This is a genomic window from Streptococcus porcinus (assembly GCF_901542335.1).
Lineage (GTDB): Bacteria > Bacillota > Bacilli > Lactobacillales > Streptococcaceae > Streptococcus > Streptococcus porcinus_A.
The window spans coordinates 1517118-1536117 of sequence record NZ_LR594036.1 but is presented as its reverse complement, the minus strand read 5'-3'; the positions used below and the strand labels follow the sequence as shown (position 1 = coordinate 1536117).

General features: G+C 36.4%; 20 protein-coding genes. 15 read left to right on the top strand and 5 right to left on the bottom strand.

From position 1 onward, the window contains the following. The first annotated feature begins 3 nt into the window (after positions 1–3). The 8 genes from FGK96_RS07390 to FGK96_RS07355 all read left to right on the top strand — a co-directional run bounded on the left by FGK96_RS07390 (position 4) and on the right by FGK96_RS07355 (position 6790). A complete protein-coding gene (locus FGK96_RS07390; protein WP_138082709.1) occupies positions 4–840 on the top strand; it encodes an ABC transporter ATP-binding protein in 837 nt (278 codons plus the stop codon). Then, positions 837–1622 carry an ABC transporter permease subunit gene (locus FGK96_RS07385; protein ID WP_138082707.1) on the top strand — a complete coding sequence of 262 codons (786 nt, stop codon included), beginning with the start codon at positions 837–839 and terminating at the stop codon, positions 1620–1622. Before FGK96_RS07390 ends, FGK96_RS07385 begins: the two co-directional genes overlap by 4 nt. A gap of 12 nt (positions 1623–1634) precedes the next feature. After that, complete coding sequence (locus FGK96_RS07380; protein ID WP_172601612.1) at positions 1635–2183, top strand: tRNA (mnm(5)s(2)U34)-methyltransferase; 549 nt, start codon at positions 1635–1637, stop codon at positions 2181–2183. Positions 2184–2333: 150 nt separating this feature from the next. After that, on the top strand, positions 2334–3668 hold the full coding sequence (locus tag FGK96_RS07375; RefSeq protein ID WP_138082703.1) for a hemolysin family protein: 1335 nt from the start codon (positions 2334–2336) through the stop codon (positions 3666–3668). A gap of 76 nt (positions 3669–3744) precedes the next feature. Further along, on the top strand, positions 3745–4536 hold the full coding sequence (gene pflA, locus FGK96_RS07370) for a pyruvate formate-lyase-activating protein (protein ID WP_138082701.1): 792 nt from the start codon (positions 3745–3747) through the stop codon (positions 4534–4536). Positions 4537–4653: 117 nt separating this feature from the next. Beyond that, positions 4654–5589, top strand: coding sequence for a manganese-dependent inorganic pyrophosphatase (locus FGK96_RS07365; protein ID WP_138082699.1), 936 nt, complete (start codon positions 4654–4656; stop codon positions 5587–5589). Next, positions 5589–6053 (top strand): phage tail protein, encoded by a 465-nt coding sequence (locus FGK96_RS07360; RefSeq protein WP_138082697.1) that lies wholly within the window; start codon positions 5589–5591, stop codon positions 6051–6053. Before FGK96_RS07365 ends, FGK96_RS07360 begins: the two co-directional genes overlap by 1 nt. 50 nt (positions 6054–6103) lie before the next feature. Beyond that, positions 6104–6790, top strand: coding sequence for a DUF1803 domain-containing protein (locus FGK96_RS07355; protein ID WP_138082695.1), 687 nt, complete (start codon positions 6104–6106; stop codon positions 6788–6790). Between the two features lie 50 nt (positions 6791–6840). On the opposite strand, the gene FGK96_RS07350 is transcribed toward FGK96_RS07355, so the two are convergent. From FGK96_RS07350 to FGK96_RS07330, 5 genes are all read right to left on the bottom strand, one after another. Then, entirely contained in the window at positions 6841–7842 is a 1002-nt protein-coding gene (locus FGK96_RS07350; protein WP_138082693.1) for a FecCD family ABC transporter permease, read from the bottom strand. Beyond that, positions 7839–8858: a FecCD family ABC transporter permease gene (locus tag FGK96_RS07345; RefSeq protein ID WP_138082691.1), complete on the bottom strand. Its 1020-nt coding sequence runs from the start codon at positions 8856–8858 to the stop codon at positions 7839–7841. The genes FGK96_RS07350 and FGK96_RS07345 overlap by 4 nt, the downstream gene beginning before the upstream one ends. 14 nt (positions 8859–8872) lie before the next feature. Beyond that, positions 8873–9802, bottom strand: coding sequence for an iron-hydroxamate ABC transporter substrate-binding protein (locus tag FGK96_RS07340; RefSeq protein WP_138082689.1), 930 nt, complete (start codon positions 9800–9802; stop codon positions 8873–8875). A gap of 25 nt (positions 9803–9827) precedes the next feature. Continuing rightward, entirely contained in the window at positions 9828–10610 is a 783-nt protein-coding gene (locus FGK96_RS07335) for an ABC transporter ATP-binding protein (protein WP_138082687.1), read from the bottom strand. Positions 10611–10910: 300 nt separating this feature from the next. Beyond that, entirely contained in the window at positions 10911–12368 is a 1458-nt protein-coding gene (locus FGK96_RS07330) for a UDP-N-acetylmuramoyl-L-alanyl-D-glutamate--L-lysine ligase (RefSeq protein WP_138082685.1), read from the bottom strand. 86 nt (positions 12369–12454) lie between these two features. On the opposite strand from FGK96_RS07330, the gene FGK96_RS07325 reads away from it, so the two are divergent. From FGK96_RS07325 to FGK96_RS07295, 7 genes are all read left to right on the top strand, one after another. After that, positions 12455–14089 carry a putative polysaccharide biosynthesis protein gene (locus FGK96_RS07325; RefSeq protein WP_138082683.1) on the top strand — a complete coding sequence of 545 codons (1635 nt, stop codon included), beginning with the start codon at positions 12455–12457 and terminating at the stop codon, positions 14087–14089. Between the two features lie 227 nt (positions 14090–14316). Next, positions 14317–14946: a uracil phosphoribosyltransferase gene (gene upp / locus FGK96_RS07320; RefSeq protein ID WP_003084317.1), complete on the top strand. Its 630-nt coding sequence runs from the start codon at positions 14317–14319 to the stop codon at positions 14944–14946. A gap of 225 nt (positions 14947–15171) precedes the next feature. Then, complete coding sequence (clpP, locus tag FGK96_RS07315; protein WP_003083781.1) at positions 15172–15762, top strand: ATP-dependent Clp protease proteolytic subunit ClpP; 591 nt, start codon at positions 15172–15174, stop codon at positions 15760–15762. Between the two features lie 297 nt (positions 15763–16059). Further along, positions 16060–16536: a YlbF family regulator gene (locus FGK96_RS07310; protein WP_138082681.1), complete on the top strand. Its 477-nt coding sequence runs from the start codon at positions 16060–16062 to the stop codon at positions 16534–16536. Beyond that, positions 16506–16754, top strand: a complete 249-nt coding sequence (locus FGK96_RS07305; RefSeq protein WP_003082879.1) for a DUF2129 domain-containing protein — start codon at positions 16506–16508, stop codon at positions 16752–16754. Before FGK96_RS07310 ends, FGK96_RS07305 begins: the two co-directional genes overlap by 31 nt. A 161-nt stretch (positions 16755–16915) precedes the next feature. Next, entirely contained in the window at positions 16916–18088 is a 1173-nt protein-coding gene (locus tag FGK96_RS07300) for an ABC transporter substrate-binding protein (protein ID WP_138082679.1), read from the top strand. Between the two features lie 42 nt (positions 18089–18130). Further along, positions 18131–19000: a branched-chain amino acid ABC transporter permease gene (locus FGK96_RS07295; protein WP_138082677.1), complete on the top strand. Its 870-nt coding sequence runs from the start codon at positions 18131–18133 to the stop codon at positions 18998–19000.

The following is a 19000-nucleotide window of genomic DNA, read 5'->3' as shown; positions in this document are numbered from 1 at the left end:
ATTATGACAGAGACAATTATTGCTATTCAAAATCTATCAAAATCCTATGGTCGGCAAATTGCTCTTGATCAATTGACTTTGACAGTTGAGAAAGGGGAAATATATGGATTCCTTGGTGCTAATGGTGCTGGAAAATCAACGACTATAAGGTGTCTATTAGGTTTAATCACTTGTAATAAGGGACAAATTACCCTTTTTAATAATCGTTATCAAAACTTGTCTGAAACCTTAGAGCATATTGGGTATATGCCTTCAGAAGCGATGTTTTATCCTAATATGACGGTTAAGGAGACCATTGATTTTGCTGCTAAAGCCCACACTAACATAGATTGTAGTAGAGAAGCAGACCGTATTTGCCAACTCCTAGAAATACCCCTAACCAAAAAAATTAAGGACTTATCTTTAGGTAATCGTAAAAAAGTTAGTATTGTTTGTGCGATGCAACATCAGCCAGATTTATTAATTTTAGATGAGCCAACGTCAGGATTAGATCCCCTCATGCAAGAGCGTTTCTTTCAACTCTTGTTAGAAGCGAAAGCAAATGGTAAGACTTGCTTTTTATCCTCTCATGTTTTGTCGGAAATCAAATCATATTGTGATCGCATTGCAATTCTTAAAAAAGGAAAATTGGTAACTATTGATCGGGTTGAAAATCTCATGCAACATCAAAAAAAAGTAGTTACGTTATGGAAAGATGGCCAATCAAGCACGCGCACCTTTGAAGGTAAAGCTAGTGAGTTACTCAAAGAGTTGAGTCAAATGGAACTTGATGATGTTTTAATTGAAGAACCATCCTTGGAGGACCTCTTTATGCACTATTATGAGGAGGAAACAAGATGATTATTAAACATGAGTTACAAGAAAACAGAAAAAGTCTTTTAATTTGGGCGTTATCTGTAGGCATTAGTAGCGCTTTATGTATTCTACTCTACGAGAGTGTCGCTGATAGTATTAAAGAAATTGCATACCTCTATCAAGACATGGGAGGTATTTCAAAGGCTTTAGGAATGGACAAAGTCTCCATAGCGACCTTAGGAGGCTACTATTCGGCAGAAATTGCTCTGATTTATTCGATTGGCGCAGCGATGTTTTCAGCAATGTTAGGAATATCATTGCTATCTAAGGAAGAAGAGGCTCATACAGCAGAGTTTCTCTTTAGCCTACCAATAAGTCGCCAACATATTTTTTGGAAGAAGTATCTTAGTATTTTAATCTTACTGATACTTTTCAATGTGATAGCGATTACCCCTGAGTACCTAGCGCTTTACAAAGTAGGGATGCCTTTTAATTATATTGACTTCGCACAATATCATTCTTTGGTACTCGTCATGCAGGTAGAAATCGCAAGTATTTGCTTTATGATTTCCGCTTTTTCTCGGAAAAAGCTAGTTGGTTTAGGAATGGGGATTGCTTTATTTGGCTATTTTATGGATCTTATATGCCGACTAGTTGATAAAGTAGATATTCTCAAGTATGTGACGCCATATTATTATGCGAATGCTACCGATCGGTTCGCTGGTTCGGATCTTGATGTTGTGATGTTACTAATTGCGACCGTTATTATAATTATTTCTGATCTGATTGGACTTTTTGTCTTTAGCCGCCGTGATTTAGCAAGTTAGGAGTAAACAATCATGCAAAAACCACTTGATATGTCTCACCAATTTTTGGATGCCATCCTTGATACCAATAGTATTCTGGTTGATGCAACTATGGGAAATGGCAACGATACCCTATATTTTGCCCCAAAAGTTAAAAGATTATATGCTTTTGACGTCCAGGAAAAAGCTTTGCAGGTAACAAGGGAGAAAGTGCAAAAAGCACAGCTTGAGAATGTTCAACTAATCCAAGATGGGCATGAAAAAGTTGATGCTTACCTTGACCAAGTAGATGCAGCTATCTTTAACTTGGGGTATTTACCAAATGCTGATAAGTCAATCATTACAAGAGCAGAAACAACCATTGAAGCCCTTAAAAAATTATTGAGAGCTCTGCGTGTGGGTGGTAGGATTGCTATTATGGTTTATTATGGGCATGAAGGAGGGCTAAAGGAAAAAGATGCTCTACTTGATTATTTGAGCCAGCTGCCACAAGAAAAGGTGACCGTGATGAGTTACCAAGCTTTGAACCAAAAAAATTGCCCACCATTTTTACTAATGCTAGAGAAATTAGCTGATGATTAAGAGTGGGTAAGTTGCCTAAAAAGAATCCTTTAATATAAAAATTTCTTGGGATAAAAAATTGAAATTTAGGGCTTAATAATAAATTGAGTCCTTTTCTGGAAAATCTGTGATATAATGACTATACTATAAACTTTTTAGGAGTATTTATTAATGGAAGACCCTGTCAATCAGCCCTTATACCTTCAAGTATTATTGCTGATTTTCTTGACTTTATTAAACGCTTTTTTCTCTGCTAGTGAGATGGCTCTTGTTTCTTTAAGCCGCTCCCGAGTTCAACAAAAAGCAGCAGATGGCGATAAAAGCTATGTCCGATTGTTGAGCGTCTTAAATCAACCTAACCACTTTTTATCAACTATCCAGGTTGGTATTACCTTCATCAGTCTCTTACAGGGAGCTAGTTTATCGGCTTCTCTTGGGAAAGTTATCTCAAGCTGGTTAGGAAATTCAGCGACAGCCCGTTCTGCTGGGACAATTATCTCATTGATTTTTTTAACTTATGTTTCTATCGTTCTGGGAGAATTATATCCTAAACGAATTGCTATGAATTTAAAAGATCGCTTGGCTATTATTTCAGCACCAGTGATTATTGTTTTAGGGAAGTTGGTCAGTCCTTTTGTATGGCTCTTATCTGTTTCGACTAACTTACTTAGTCGTATAACGCCTATGACATTTGATGATGCTGATGAACAAATGACACGTGACGAAATTGAATACATGTTGTCAAATAGTGAAGCCACATTAGACGCTGACGAAATCGAAATGTTACAAGGGATATTCTCTCTGGACGAATTAATGGCGCGGGAAGTGATGGTACCACGTACTGATGCTTTTATGATTGATATCAACGACGATGCTTTAGAAAATATCCAAGAAATCTTAAAACAAAGTTTTTCACGCATCCCCGTTTACGATGTTGACAAAGATAAGGTTATTGGTTTGGTTCACACCAAACGCTTATTAGATGCCGGATTTAAAGAAGGCTTTGAAAATATCAATATCCGACGAATTTTACAAGAACCCTTATTTGTTCCAGAAACAATTTATGTAGATGATTTATTACGTCAACTCCGAATCACTCAGAATCAAATGGCAATCCTTTTAGATGAGTATGGAGGCGTAGCTGGACTGGTTACCTTGGAAGATTTATTGGAAGAAATTGTTGGTGAAATTGATGACGAAACCGACAAAGCAGAACAATTTGTGCATGTTATTGGTGAAGATACTTATATCGTCGTAGGGACAATGACACTTAATGAGTTTAATGAGTACTTTGAAACTGATCTTGAGAGTGATGATGTTGATACGATAGCAGGTTTTTATATAACAGGTACCGGTACTATCCCGAGCCAAGAAGAAAAAGAAAGCATTGAATGCTATAGTAATGGGAAACATTTAATTCTTACTAACGATAAAGTAAAAGATGGACGGATTACGAAGCTAAAAGTTGTTGTTTCTAATATAGAACAGATAATTAATGAAGACTAGGATCATACCTAGTCTTTTTTGTGAAAAATGTTATAATGAAAGTGTTAAAAACGTTTACAAGGTATAAGGAGATGCAATGACTGAAATAGATTATGGGCAAGTTACTGGAATGATCCACTCAACTGAAAGTTTCGGTTCAGTTGATGGCCCAGGAATTCGTTTTATCATTTTTATGCAAGGCTGTAAAATGCGTTGTCAATATTGCCACAATCCTGATACTTGGGAAATGGAGACCAACAATTCCAAAGAACGTACAGTTAATGATGTTTTAAAAGAAGCTCTAAATTATAAACATTTCTGGGGTAAAACTGGAGGCATTACAGTTTCTGGTGGGGAGGCAATGTTACAGATTGATTTTATCACGGCTCTGTTTATTGAAGCTAAAAAGTATGGTGTCCATACCACCCTTGACACCTGTGGTTTTACTTATCGAGCGACTCCACAATATCATGCTAAGTTAGAAAAACTATTGGCTGTTACAGATTTGGTCTTACTGGACATAAAAGAAATTGATGCGGACCAGCATAAAATCGTGACTAAACAGTCCAATAAAAATATCTTGTTATTTGCTCAATACCTTTCAGACAAAGGCATTCCGGTATGGATTCGCCATGTTTTGGTACCAGGATTAACCGATATAGATGAACATTTGGAACGATTAGGCGCTTTTGTAGCAACCTTAAAGAATGTGGATAAGTTTGAAATTCTTCCCTACCATACTATGGGAGAATTCAAATGGCGTGAGCTGGGAATCCCTTACCCACTAGAAGGGGTGAAGCCTCCGACTAAAGAAAGGGTTCAAAATGCAAAAGCGATTATGAAGACGGAATCCTACACGGAGTATATGAACCGTATCCATAAAGTATAAAATAAGGCTGGAAATAACTTTCGGCCTTATTTTTTTCAATAATAAATAATTGAGATGCTTTGATTTTAGCATTCATTTCTGCTAAAATAAAGTGAATAAAGAGAATGAGGTAGAAAAATGTCTAAAGTTTTCGTTTTTGGTCATCAAAACCCAGATACAGATGCTATTGCATCATCCTATGCTTTTGCCTATCTAGCAAAAAAAGCCTATGGTATGGATGCTGAAGTAGTAGCGCTTGGAACACCGAATGAAGAAACAAATTTTGCACTTAAAAGTTTTGGAGTTACAGCACCTCGCCTTGTTGAATCTGCTCAAGCTGAGGGCGTTGATACAGTTATCTTAACAGATCACAATGAATTTCAACAATCAATTGCAGATATTACAGATGTTACTATATATGGTGTCGTTGACCACCACAGAGTAGCTAATTTTGAAACAGCTAATCCATTATTTATGCGAGTTGAGCCTGTAGGATCAGCATCTTCTATTGTTTATCGTATGTACAAAGAAAATAATTTAGAAGTGCCAAAAGAAATTGCAGGCTTGCTCCTATCAGGACTGATTTCAGATACTCTCCTTTTAAAATCACCGACAACACATGCCACTGACCATAAAGTCGCAGAAGAATTAGCTGCGTTAGCTCAAGTGAACTTAGAAGAATACGGAATGGATCTTCTCAAAGCAGGCACCAACTTAGCAAGTAAATCTGAAGCAGAGCTTATTGACATTGATGCTAAAACTTTTGAATTAAACGGAAGCCCTGTACGTGTCGCCCAAGTTAACACAGTTGATATTGCTGAAGTCTTAGAGCGTCAAGAAGCAATTGAAGCAGCAATTATGGAAGCTATTGCTAAGGAAGGCTACTCTGACTTTGTCTTAATGATTACCGACATTGTTAACTCAAATTCAGAAATCTTAGCAATTGGTAGCAACATGGATAAAGTTGAGGCTGCTTTTAACTTCACACTAGAAAATAATCATGCTTTTCTAGCAGGAGCTGTATCACGTAAAAAACAAGTGGTCCCACAATTAACAGAAAGCTTTGGAAACTAATGTCATATCTTGTTAATTTTAAAGAAGTTGAGACTAATTTATTAGAAGAAAGTCCTGTTAAAGATGTTTTAGCAGGCTTAAGAGCAAATGAAGCGCGCTACTTCTGGAATAAATACAAACTTGCATATGAGGTCTTTACGACTGAGGAAAAACCTCACATTTTACCATTTATTGAGAAAGTGTTAGAAGAGCGGGAAATGACTTTTCCATATAAAGCCCTCTGTGTTTCGCAAATGGAAGTGGATGGTATTTTATGGTCACATGTCTATTATGATAATGGCTTGGCAGTAAATGTTCTTTACACCATAGAAGAAGGTGGAAAGCGTGCAGTTGGTTTTAAACTATCAAATGGCATTGAAATTCCAAAAGAATTTGAAGGTAAGTTTAAATTTGCAAGACAACGTTCTAAATTAGCTGGTGAAATTCGTGGTAGCTTTTTTGTCATTAAAGGTGACTATTTGTAAAAGTGGGCTTATCCACTTTTTTTCATAGGTAGAAGGGTAGCTATAAGCTGATGTTAATTGTAATTAATCCTAATAAGACAACCAAGCAAGTTTTCTTCAAAGATCTAATCAACTATCTTTATCAGCATACAAATGTCACTTTACGGCAGCTCAAAAAAGCATTTCCCGATGTAAGACATTTAGATAGGTACTTGGACCTTTATATTGAGGAAACTTACATTTTAAGAGATGAGCGTCGTTATTATTTGAATCTTCCACTTCTTAAGACCACAGAAGGGCTACAGCTTGATAGCATGGTGTTTGTAGATAATGAAACTCCTATTTACCAAGAACTTCAAGAACTAGTTTTTGAGACTAGGCTAGCTAATAAAACTAATGATCTTATCATTATAGAACGAACTGAGTTTGCTAGAGATACATTAACCCTATCCAATTATTTTTATAAATTAGAAAAAGGCTATTCTTTATCCACGGAACAAAACAAACTGTATCAGATCATAGGGGATGTTAATCCAGACTATGCCTTAAAATATCTGAGCACATTTTTAATGAAGTTTATTCGCAAAGATTTGATCTTACAAAAAAGGCCAGATGTTTTCTGTCAAACGCTTTTAGAGCTTAATTATTTGCAGGAAAAAGAGGAATATAAATACCAATTAAATGGAAAATTGGACCAAGTCTCTCTTCACTATGTAGCGCCAAAAAAGCTTGACTATCATGATAACAGTCCGCTTTAAGAGCTAATACAGACTAAAGAAAAGGTTGAAATCTGTACGATTTCAACCTTTTAGTTTTTAGTTTTTATCATTAAATAAAGAAAATAAGGGGCACCAATGATGGAAACCAAAATACCCGTAGGGATATTAGAACCAACAAGGAAAACTCTTGTGATAGTATCAGCAATAAGCATAAGAAGCATTCCAAGCAAAAAACTTGTTGGTAAATTTAAGCGATGATCCTCACCTGCGAGTCGACGACTCAGGTGGCCAGCCATTAAACCAACAAAGGCAATGTTACCAACTAAAACCACACTCAAGGCAGCAAGGCTACTTGATAAAATTAGTGAAAGTCGACGCTCTTTTCTTAATTGAAAACCTAAAGTAATTGACATGTCGTCAGATAGATTCATAAGATTTAACTGGTAAGCCTGCCAATAACTAACTAACCATAGAATAATAAGAAGAGGCAAGATAATTTTGAGAGTTGGCCAATCATCTCCAGTGATGTGTCCGCTTAACCAAGTGACGATATAGTCGGTTTTATAACGATTAACATTTCCAACTAAAGCAATCATAAGACTAGAGAGCATCATAGAAAGTCCAACGCCTGTAATGATTAGAGTCACTGGGTTTAGAGGTCTATTTTTGATGTGGGACATGTGATAGACTAGGGTCACAGAAAGGCCTGATCCAATCATCGCAAAAAAAGGTAAGGAATAAAGAGATGTCGACATCTCTAGAAATCCAAAGGCAGTGAAAATAGCAATTACAATACCAGCTCCAGCATTAATTCCTAGAATGCCAGAATCTGCTAAAGGGTTCTTGGTTAGTGTCTGTAGAATATTACCAGATAGTGCTAGGGATGCTCCACCAAAAAGTGCTGCTAGCAGACGAGGTAATCGTATCTTTGTTAGAATAAATACTGTTGTCGAATCAGCTTTCCCTAAAATAAGATTGCTAATGGCTTTAAGTGAGAAGCTAGAATCACCAATTCCAAGAGTAAGGATACTCAAGAAAATAACAAGCAAAGTTAAAAGCAGAATTAGCTGAACTTTATTAAGATGTTTCATGCCTTACCCCCTTTTCTAACTAGCCATAAAAATGCTGGGAATCCTAAAAAGCCAATAATTGCAGTAAGCGGTGTTTCGAAGGGAGGATTCATCGTTCGACAAATTAAATCAACAGCTAAGAGAAAAGTTGCTCCTGCAAAAGCAATCAAGGGCAAACTTAGTTGATAATTTTGGGGAAGATAGTTTTTAATGAGATGTGGAATAATCAAACCAACAAAAGCGATACTTCCTGCAATAGCTACCGAAGCTGAAGCTAAGAGTAAGACCAATCCTAAAAAAATAATTGTGAGCTTAGTTGTTGATTGCCCAAGGGCTTTTGACTGAGTTTCACTTAGACTTAATATGGATAACTGATAAGCTAATAGTTGAACGGCAATCAAAGAAAGAAGGATAATCGGTGCAATATAGGCTAACATCTGCCAATTAGTTCCGACCAAACCTCCAGCTTGCCAACCAATAATTGCATTAGCTAAATGAAAATAATTAGTGATTGCTCGGCCTAATGCTGACAAGAGAGTTGATACCATAGCACCAGCCAGTATTAATCTTAATTGCTGGTAACCTTTTCCCACCCGATAGGAGAGACTAAAGATAATGATGCTAGCAAGGATAGAACCTGATAAACAGACTAAGATAATGACTGAGTAATGGAGATGATGAAAAAGTGCGTAAGCAATGACAAGTGCTAGTCCAGCTCCGCTATTAATCCCCAATAAGCCTGTATCAGCAATAGGGTTTCGCGTAACAGCTTGCATTAAGGCTCCTGATACAGCCAAGGCCGCACCAACAAGAATGGCAGCAAAAATTCTTGGCAATCTCATATCCCATATGATAGTCACTTGCTTTTGGTTAGAAGATTGATGGAGTAAAACTTGCATCAATTCTTGATGAGTCATTGATTTAGCTCCAAAACGGAGGCTTAAATAAAGGATCACCAAAAAAGTGAAACTGATAAGGGTAAAAAGAAGGAAAAAGTCTCTTTTTTGTTGAGACATGCGTGAATTTTTCAAGACCATTGCTCAACTTCCTTTTAGTTTTTGTTTTCGAGGATTGCTTTTTTAAGAGTTTTTAACTCATATTCTAAAGATAGAGGGTCAGTGAAGTAGAAGGTGTTGGCATTAACTTTTATGACGTGTTTTGCTTTGACAGCAGGAAGATTTTTCCACATATCACTCTCATAAAGAGCAGAACCTGTTTTTCTATCTTCAGCAGCTACTATTACATAATCTCCGATATAGTCAGGTAAAACTTCTCGAGAGATAGATAGGTAACCTTTTGGAAAAACATCTTTTTCAACTTTAGCTGGGGCTTTATAGCCGAAGGCTTGATGAATGATTTCACCGCCACGTCCCCAATCTTTTCCGAAAAGATAGATTTCTTTTTCAAAGAGTCCCATCACGGTAAAGGTAGCTTCTTTACCTGTTACAGCTTTGACCTCTTTAGCTAAGTTTTTTGTTTTGTGAGTCCAATCTTTTAACCATTTATCGGTTTCTTTAGTTTTATTAAAAACTTTACCAAAGTCTGAGAAGACTTGCAGATAGTCATGTTTACGGTATTCGACTGAAATTAAGGGTGCAATTTGAGCCAGTTGGTCGCGTTTTTCTTCATTTGAGCCAACAATGATTAAGTCAGGTTTTAAAGCTGTGATTGCTTCTAAATCAGTTGGAGAAACAACTTTTGCTCCCTTAATGTATTTCTTCAATACTGGATTTTTTGGATCGTAAGAAGTGATACCTACAAGGTTAATGTTTAACTTAGCCAAGTAACCTGTGTAAGTAGAAGCTAAACTCACTACACGTTTAGGATTCTCAGGAATCTGACCTTTATAAGTAAAACCAGAAATTTTTGGCATTTGTGAGATTTTCAGCTTATCTTGATCAGTTTTTTCTGTCTGCGTTGAGCAAGCTACCATGAGTAAACAAGCAATTAAAAGGGGCAACAACCTAAAGATTTTTTTCATAAATACTATTCTCCTAGTACAAAATTTATATTAGTTGATAGGTCAACATAATAGGACAGTGATGGATAGGGTCTTCCACAATTTGAGCATCAATAGCGAATATATTTTCAATATTACGTGGCGTCATTATTTCTGAAACACTACCTTGATTAATAATCTTGCCATCTTTCATAGCAATCATATAGTCGGAATAACGTGCTGATAAATTTAAATCATGTAGAACCATAATAATGGTTTTATGTGAAGTGACTTGTAGTTCTTTTAGTAAGTCTAAAACCTCTAACTGATGATTTAAATCTAAATAGGTAGTTGGTTCATCCAAAAAAATGGTATCAGTATCTTGGGCTAGGGCCATAGCAATCCAAACCCGCTGTTTTTGGCCACCCGATAGGGCGTCAACACAGTGATCAGCGAAGTCTGTCAGCTTCGTCATTGATAAGGCCCAGTTAATAATACGATGGTCTTCTTGACTGAGATGGCCCATGTGATTAAGGTGTGGATAGCGGCCGTAAGACACGAGTTCGTAGACGTTTATACCTGGAGAAGCTTCTTGAGATTGAGGCAACAAGGCTAATTTTTTGGCGATCTCTTTGGTAGGAAGTGAACTAATATCTTGACCGTCAATCAAAACACTACCAGATGCATGAGGAAGAATCCTTGTAAGTGCTTTAAGCAAAGTTGATTTACCACAACCATTAGCACCAATAATTGTTGTCATTTTTTGAGTGACTAGATTCAATGATAACTCTTTAATAATTGTTTTTTGATCACATTGAACAGTCATATTTTTTGCCTGAATGGTTGACATTGGGACCTCCTTACTTTTCATATTTTTGCTGAAAGCTCTCTCATTATAGCATAGAAGAATGCCTTAACAAAGGCTTTTTTTATTGAAACTCTCTTTTTATTCTAAGAAATTTAATTGTTTAGAATGGTTAAAAAGAGTAGCAATAACCATTCTAATTTATCAAGTTTTAAATGATATTATCTAGTAATAACAGAAAGTTAGTAGAGGCTAATTACTGAAGTTGGAAGTAGTAACCTTGGCTTTGAAAAGTATAGTAATAATGAAAGACAGTCCTTACTGGTGAAGTAAGAACTGTTGAGCTTAATTTAAGGTTTTTATAAAAGTTTTAGCAATGGTATAATCACCGGCATAGTCTGTTTTTTGGCCGTTAACAATTTGGTAAGCATCTGCCCCTTTACCAGCGACAATAAGGGCATCCTCTTCTTTTTGACATGATTGCAATCCAAGTTTGATAGCTTGTTCACGGTCTACTTCAATTGTAAGTTGACGAGAGACGTAGCTAGCAATTTCTTCTGAAATAGTTTGAGGATCTTCAAAGTTTGGATCATCAGCTGTTAGAATAACTGATAAGTTTGGATGGTTATTAATCACTTTGGCGAAATCAGCACGTCGGCTCTCCCCTTTATTGCCAGTGGAACCAATTATTAATGTAATCTGACCTTTTTGATGCTCTTCAACCACAGAAACAAGTTTTTCTAGGCTATCTCCGTTGTGAGCATAGTCAACAAAAACTTTTGCACCGCAAGGGTGGTTGAGGACTTCCATCCTGCCGGGGACAGTTGTCTGTGCAATCCCCTTTTGAATATCCTCGTAGCTTGCTCCTAAACGCAAGCAGGCTAAACCAGCAGCAATAGCATTTTCTTGATTAAAGCGTCCAATCAGGAGTGTTCTGTAGTTACCTGCTAATTTACCAGTGGCATTAAATGTAAAAGCCTGACTATCAGTGATACGATTATCAGATGCTTGTCCATAAAAATCATGATCTTGTTTGGCTACTTGCTCTTTTAGGATGTGGAAATGATCCATATCGCTATTAATAATAACTGCACGACTATTTTCCATCAAAAGACGTTTGTGGTAAAAATAGTCTTCAAAGTTAGGATGTTCAATTGGTCCAATGTGGTCTGGACTAATATTTAGGAAAACCCCGACATCAAAAGTCAGACCATAAACCCGACCAACCAGATAGGCCTGGCTGGAAACTTCCATAATCAAGTGGGTCATGCCATTAGAAACACATTCAGCCATCATTTTGAAAAGGTCCAAGCTTTCAGGTGTTGTTAATTGTGACTTGAAAAAAGTCTGCCCATCCAAAGTAGTATTCATTGTGGATAGCATAGCTGTCTTATGAGATTGCTTTAAAATATGGTAAGCAAAATAAGCTGAAGTCGTTTTGCCTTTAGTTCCTGTAAATGCTAACAACTTAAGTTTATCTTGTGGGTTATCATAAAAAGCCATCGCAATAATAGACATGGCATGCTTGATGTCATTAACAATAATTGCTGGAATACCGACTTCATAGTCCACTTCAGAAATATAAGCTTGTAAGCCCTGATTTAGTGCTGATTGGAGGTACTCTGCCTTAAAGTTAGCTCCTTTTACAAAAAATAAGGTCTGATTATCTGCATCACGGCTATCATAACTGAGTTTTGCAAAGTTTAAACCAGTATAGTGATAGTAGTAGCTATCTTCTGCAATGACCTCACGAAAATTTTTGTCACCCTTTAATAAATCAATAATTGTTTCAATTCTTATCATAATTCTTATTTTATCTTTTATGTTTCAGATTTACAAGTAACTAGCAAAAGTTTATAATATATCTATTATATGAAGAAAGAATAGTTATGGATAAGAATAAAAATAAACTGACACAAGAAGAATTAATGTTGCAGGGAACAGTTTGGTCCACAGCGAGCAACTTTATAAGTCGCTTACTTGGGGTTATTTATATTATTCCCTGGTTAATTTGGATGGGGCAACACGCCACTCAGGCTAATGCACTCTTTAATATGGGCTATAATGTGTATGCCTATTTTTTATTGATTTCAACAACAGGGCTGAATGTTGCCATTGCAAAACAAGTTGCTAAGTATAATTCCCTTAATCAAAAAGAACATAGTTACCAACTCATCCGAACAACCTTAAAATTAATGATTATTCTTGGTCTGATTTTTTCGGTCATTATGTATATAACGTCACCTTTCTTTTCAACCTTATCTGGGTCGGACGGTCAGCTAATACCAGTTATGCACAGCCTGTCGCTCGCTGTTTTTATATTTCCTGTCATGAGCGTTATCCGTGGTATCTTCCAAGGGCACAATAATATAAAACCTTATGCTCTTAGCCAAATAGCAGAGCAGATTATCAGGGTGATTTGGATGCTAACAGCTACCTTTATGATTATGAAGATAGGATCTGGCGACTACCTACATGCAGTTACTCAATCGACGCTAGCTGCTTTCATTGGTATGATTGCGAGTATGGCTGTTCTAGTTTTTTATTTAGCAAAAGAGGGGCTCTTAAAGGCTATTTTAGCTAAACCAAAGCAAGATGTTCCAATTGATGCTAAGGGCTTGTTATTGGAAACCTTGAAAGAGTCAATTCCTTTTATTGTGATAGGGAGTGCTATCCAAGCTTTTCAACTGATTGACCAGTGGACCTATTCCAATACGATGCTTCTTTTCACAAATTATACCAAAGAGCAACTCTTGATCCAATTTGGTTATTTTAATGCCAATCCTGCTAAAATTACCATAATTTTAATTGCTGTGGCAGCTTCTATTGGTGGTGTTGGGATTGCACTTTTGACAGAGAACCATATCAAAAAGGATAGTCGTGCATCGGCAAAATTGATTATTAATAATGTGGTTATGTTGATGATATTTCTTTTGCCAGCGTTACTAGGTGCTATTATCTTGGCCCGCCCTCTTTATTCTGTTTTTTATGGTTTCAGTGAAGTTGAGGCGATTAACTTATTTAGGGCAGTTCTTTTTCAAACCATTTTATTAGCTCTATATACCTTATTAGCGCCAATGTTACAAGCTCTTTTTGAGAATCGTAAGGCTCTCTATTATTTTGCTTATGGTATCCTTACTAAACTTGTTTTACAAGTACCATTAATTTATCTTTTTCACGCCTATGGTCCTATTATTGCCACTTCACTGGGCTTACTAGTTCCTATTTACCTGATGTATAAACGTCTTCACCAGGTCACTAAATTCAATCGAAAACTATTACTGAAACAACTAACATTAATTGCTCTACTAACAGCTATTATGGGAATTGTGGTAGCATTTGCTAATTGGCTTTTAGGATTTGTTTTTACTCCAACCGGACGTCTATCCAGTCTCCTTTATCTCTTGATTATTGGTTTGATTGGAATCATAGTATACGGTTATTTAACTCTTGCGACACATCAGTTGGATAAGTTAATTGGTCATAAGGCAGAAAAACTTAGAGCTAGGTTAAAAATGCCCTGAGACCGCAAAATGTACAGAACAGACTAGCACTTTGTAGTGAGTTCTAGCTGTTCTTTTTTAGTCTTCTGAAGAAATTCTTTTGCAGCTCTGCTCCAAAGAAAGTTTGTTTGACAAAGCTGATTATATTTTTAAAAGAATTACCTAAATATGAAAAATTCCCCAGCAAAGACTAATGATTTTTGGTATAATGTGGAAGGTAAAAAATTTTTAGAAGGAAGTATGTTATCATGGGAAAATGTCAAGTTATTTCACATCCACTTATTCAGCATAAACTATCAATCTTACGCAGAGAAGACACTTCAACAAAGAATTTTCGAGAATTAGTCAATGAAATTGCGATGTTGATGGGGTATGAAGTATCACGTGATCTTCCGCTTGAAGATGTAGAGATTCAAACACCAGTGGCAAAAACAGTGCAGAAACAACTCACAGGTAAAAAATTGGCTATTGTCCCAATACTTAGAGCAGGTATCGGAATGGTTGATGGATTCTTAAGTTTAGTCCCAGCTGCGAAGGTTGGACATATCGGAATGTACCGTGATGAAGAAACTTTTGAGCCAGTTGAATACCTTGTTAAACTTCCTGAAGATATTGATCAACGTCAAATTTTTGTTGTGGACCCAATGCTTGCGACTGGTGGTTCTGCTATATTAGCTGTGGATTCCTTGAAAAAACGTGGAGCAGCTAATATTAAGTTTGTCTGTCTCGTAGCAGCACCAGAGGGTGTGAAAAAGTTACAAGAAGCTCACCCTGATGTTGATATTTATACAGCAGCCTTGGACGAAAAGTTAAATGAACATGGCTACATTGTACCTGGTCTTGGTGATGCGGGTGATAGATTATTTGGTACAAAATAAAAGCTCCAAATGCTTTGATTCAACTCAAGGTCATGAATAATTTTCTAACAACGATCTTTGCTAATATGAGAGAAGGCTTTCTAGTAAGGACTGGAAAGTTTTTTCAAAAGGAAAGTTATTATTTGACCTTATTTGACCAATAGATTATAATGAGGACAGTCATTAAAAGATAAATCTATTGAGACTTATATATTAATAGATATTTTATTTAGATTGGAGAATACTATGATTCCTGTAGTTATTGAACAAACAAGTCGAGGAGAACGTTCTTATGATATCTATTCACGTCTCCTAAAAGACCGTATTATTATGCTAACTGGACCAGTTGAAGATAATATGGCGAATTCTATTATTGCACAATTGTTATTTTTGGACGCGCAAGATAATACTAAAGATATTTACCTCTATGTAAATACACCTGGAGGTTCAGTTTCAGCTGGACTAGCAATTGTTGACACTATGAACTTTATTAAATCAGATGTTCAAACTATTGTAATGGGTATGGCTGCCTCAATGGGAACTATCATTGCATCATCAGGTGCCAAAGGCAAACGATTCATGCTACCAAATGCTGAATACTTAATTCATCAACCGATGGGTGGTGCTGGTAGTGGTACGCAGCAAACGGATATGGCAATTGTTGCTGAACAGTTGTTAAAAACACGGAAACGCCTTGAAAAAATCCTTGCTGATAATTCTGGTAAGACGATTAAGCAAATTCATAAAGATGCAGAACGTGACTACTGGATGGATGCCAAAGAGACGTTGGAATATGGCTTCATTGATGAAATTATGGAAAATAATGAATTAAAATAAACTAAAAGAACCGAAATATCTATTTTCGGTTCTTTTATTAAGTTGAAGTTGTTTTACTAGTAGCTTATAAGTATTGATATTATTCTACTATTTAGGAATATAAAAAATTAGGAATGAAAAAAAGACGAAAACCAAGTTATAATAGCGTGAGGTTTATCTGGAATGCGGTAGGTAAAAATTAGGGAAAGGCTATCGTTTTAGAAAGGTAAAGACTTTTTAAATATGGTTATGGAAAGTGAGGATGATTTTAATTCATAAAAACATGGTATTAGCTCTGGTTTATGATATAATCATTTTATGTTAGTCATTAACGAAGATCTATTTGCTATTGAAGACGCTATTGATCATTTAATAGAAGATATTAAGAAAACAGAGGAATTTCAAACTTATCGAAAAGTCTACAATAAGTTTAAAAAAGACCAGCAACTGCAATACGAAATTGAACAGTTTCAGAGATTACTCACTGATGTAGCAGATCAAAAAGACTACTTAAGGTATCGTCCCGACAGTAAATCCATTAATAAAGAAATCTTGCGTAAAAAGAGAGAGCTTGATTTACACCCTAAAGTGGTTGCATTGCGAATTGCAGAGGTTGATTTACAAACAATTTTAGCAGAGATTGCAGAGAGCATTGCTGAAATTGTGTCCTCAACTATCTTTATTGATACAGGGTTACCATTAGCTGAACGACGAGAAAGAATTGCAAAAGGAATTTATCGAAATATAAAAGAAGGAAATAGCGCATGTTTGAAAGACAAAGTAGAGTTGGAATAATCGTCTACCTTTATTACAATCGTGATGCCCGTAAGATTCAAAAATTTGGTGATTGCCATTACCATTCAAGAAAATCACGCTATATTATTCTATATGTTAATAAGGAAGAACTTGCAGACAAAGTTAAAGATATTAGCAAATTGAAATTTGTTAAAGAAGTTAAACTCTCTGAGCTTGATGCCATTGATCGTGACTTTGTAGGAAATCTTTACCGTTAAAACAATTTAATAAAGAGTATAGTTTCTCAAAGAGGCTAAGTGGCTAGGAATTAATGTCCTAGCCTTTTTTACATTAAAAACCAGTTTAAACTATTGACAATTTTCTGATAATTCTGTATTCTTAGATACATATTACTTTAGACTAGATGAGGAAATGATTTATGCAAAAGAAAATTTTTGCCACAATAGGCGCAGGACTCGCTTTATTTTCATTAGCAGCTTGTGATGCGGCTCCCCCCAGTAGTACATCAAATGCTGAAGGAACCAAAATTGAGAAAACGGTGAAAATTGGTCTAAACTTGGAGCTGACAGGACCAGTTTCTGCTTATGGCAGTGCAGAAAAAGTTGGCGCAATGATGGCTGTTGCTGAAATTAATAAAGCTGGTGGTATCAATGGTAAAAAGATAGAAGTCATTTCAAAAGATAACAAATCAGAAAATGCTGAGTCTGCTACTGTAACGACTAGCTTGGCAACGCAAAATAACGTTAATGTCATTATCGGACCATCTACTTCAGGAGCGGCAGCAGCAGCATCACCTAATGCCACACAAGCAGCAGTACCGTTGATTACGCCTTCTGGGACGCAAGATGACTTAACGATTGCGAAAGACGGAAAAACGTACGATTATATCTACCGAACAACTTTTATTGATTCTTATCAAGGAGATGTTTTGTCAACATTTGCCAGTGATCATTTAAAAGCTAAAAAAGTGGCTCTCTTTTATGATAACTCTAGTGACTACGCAAAAGGCATTGCCAAACGATTTAAACGTGTTTACAAGGGTAAAATTGTTTCCGAGTCTACCTATCAGTCAGGTGATACGGATTTCCAATCAGCATTGACAAAAATAAAAAATCAACATTATGATGCTGTCATTATGCCGGGTTATTATCAAGAAACTGGGACTATTATTAAGCAGGCGCGTGAAATGGGGATAAAAGTACCCATTGTAGGTCCTGATGGCTTTGCTGATGCTAAGTTAGTTGAACTTGGCGGAAAAGATAATGTTACAGATGTTTATTATCTTTCTGGTTATTCTGCGTCCATATCTAAAAAAGCGGTCACTTTTGCTGAACATTATAAAAAGAAATATGGCAAAGAGCCATCAATGTTTGCGGCCTTAGCCTATGATTCTGTGTACATGGTAGCAGAGGCTGCTAAAGGAGCAAAAACTTCGAAAGATATTTCTGAAGGGATTGCGGCATTAAAGCAATTTGAAGGTGTTACTGGCACGATGACTATTGACCACAAACACAACCCTATCAAATCTGTGACAGTCATTGGTTTAACCAAGGGGAAAGAAAGTTCAGCAACCGTTATTGCGGCAAAATGAGAAAAAAGACTGTTTAAGAAATGTAGAAAGATTGGTAAATAAATGCTTCAACAACTTGTTAACGGCCTGATTTTGGGCAGTGTCTATGCTCTTTTGGCCTTGGGTTACACCATGGTTTATGGTATTATCAAATTAATAAACTTCGCACATGGCGATTTGTTCATGATGGGTGCTTTTATAGGTTATTATTTAATTAATGTTTTTCATCTCAATATCTTTGTAGCTCTCTTACTAACGATGGTGATTACAGCTTGCTTAGGTATGTTGATTGAATTTTTAGCCTATCGTCCCTTACGCCATTCTACCCGGATTGCGGCACTCATTACTGCTATCGGGGTATCATTCCTCTTGGAGTATGGAATGGTCTATCTTGTCGGGGCAGAAGCTAGAGCTTTCCCTCAAGCTTTAAAAACAGTTAAATATTCACTAGGTCCGGTAAGCATCAGCAATGTTCAAATTATTATTCTAGTGGTTTCAATCCTTTTAATGATTTGTTTACAGTTTGTTGTTAAAAAGACCAAAATGGGAAAAGCAATGCGCGCGGTGTCTGTTGACAGCGACGCTGCCCAATTAATGGGAATTAATGTCAACTCCACCATCAGTTTCACTTTTGCTCTTGGCTCTGCATTAGCTGGAGCAGCAGGGGTTTTGATTGGTTTATATTATAATTCGATTAATCCTTTGATGGGCATGACGCCAGGAATTAAAGCTTTTGTTGCTGCGGTTTTAGGTGGAATTGGGATTATACCAGGCGCTGCCTTGGGAGGTTTTATGATTGGTCTTATTGAGACTATTTCGGTTTCCATTGGCTTCTCAAGTTATCGTGATGCTATTGTTTACGCCGTCTTGATTCTGATTTTATTAATAAGACCAGCTGGGCTATTAGGAAAAAATGTAAAGGAAAAGGTATAA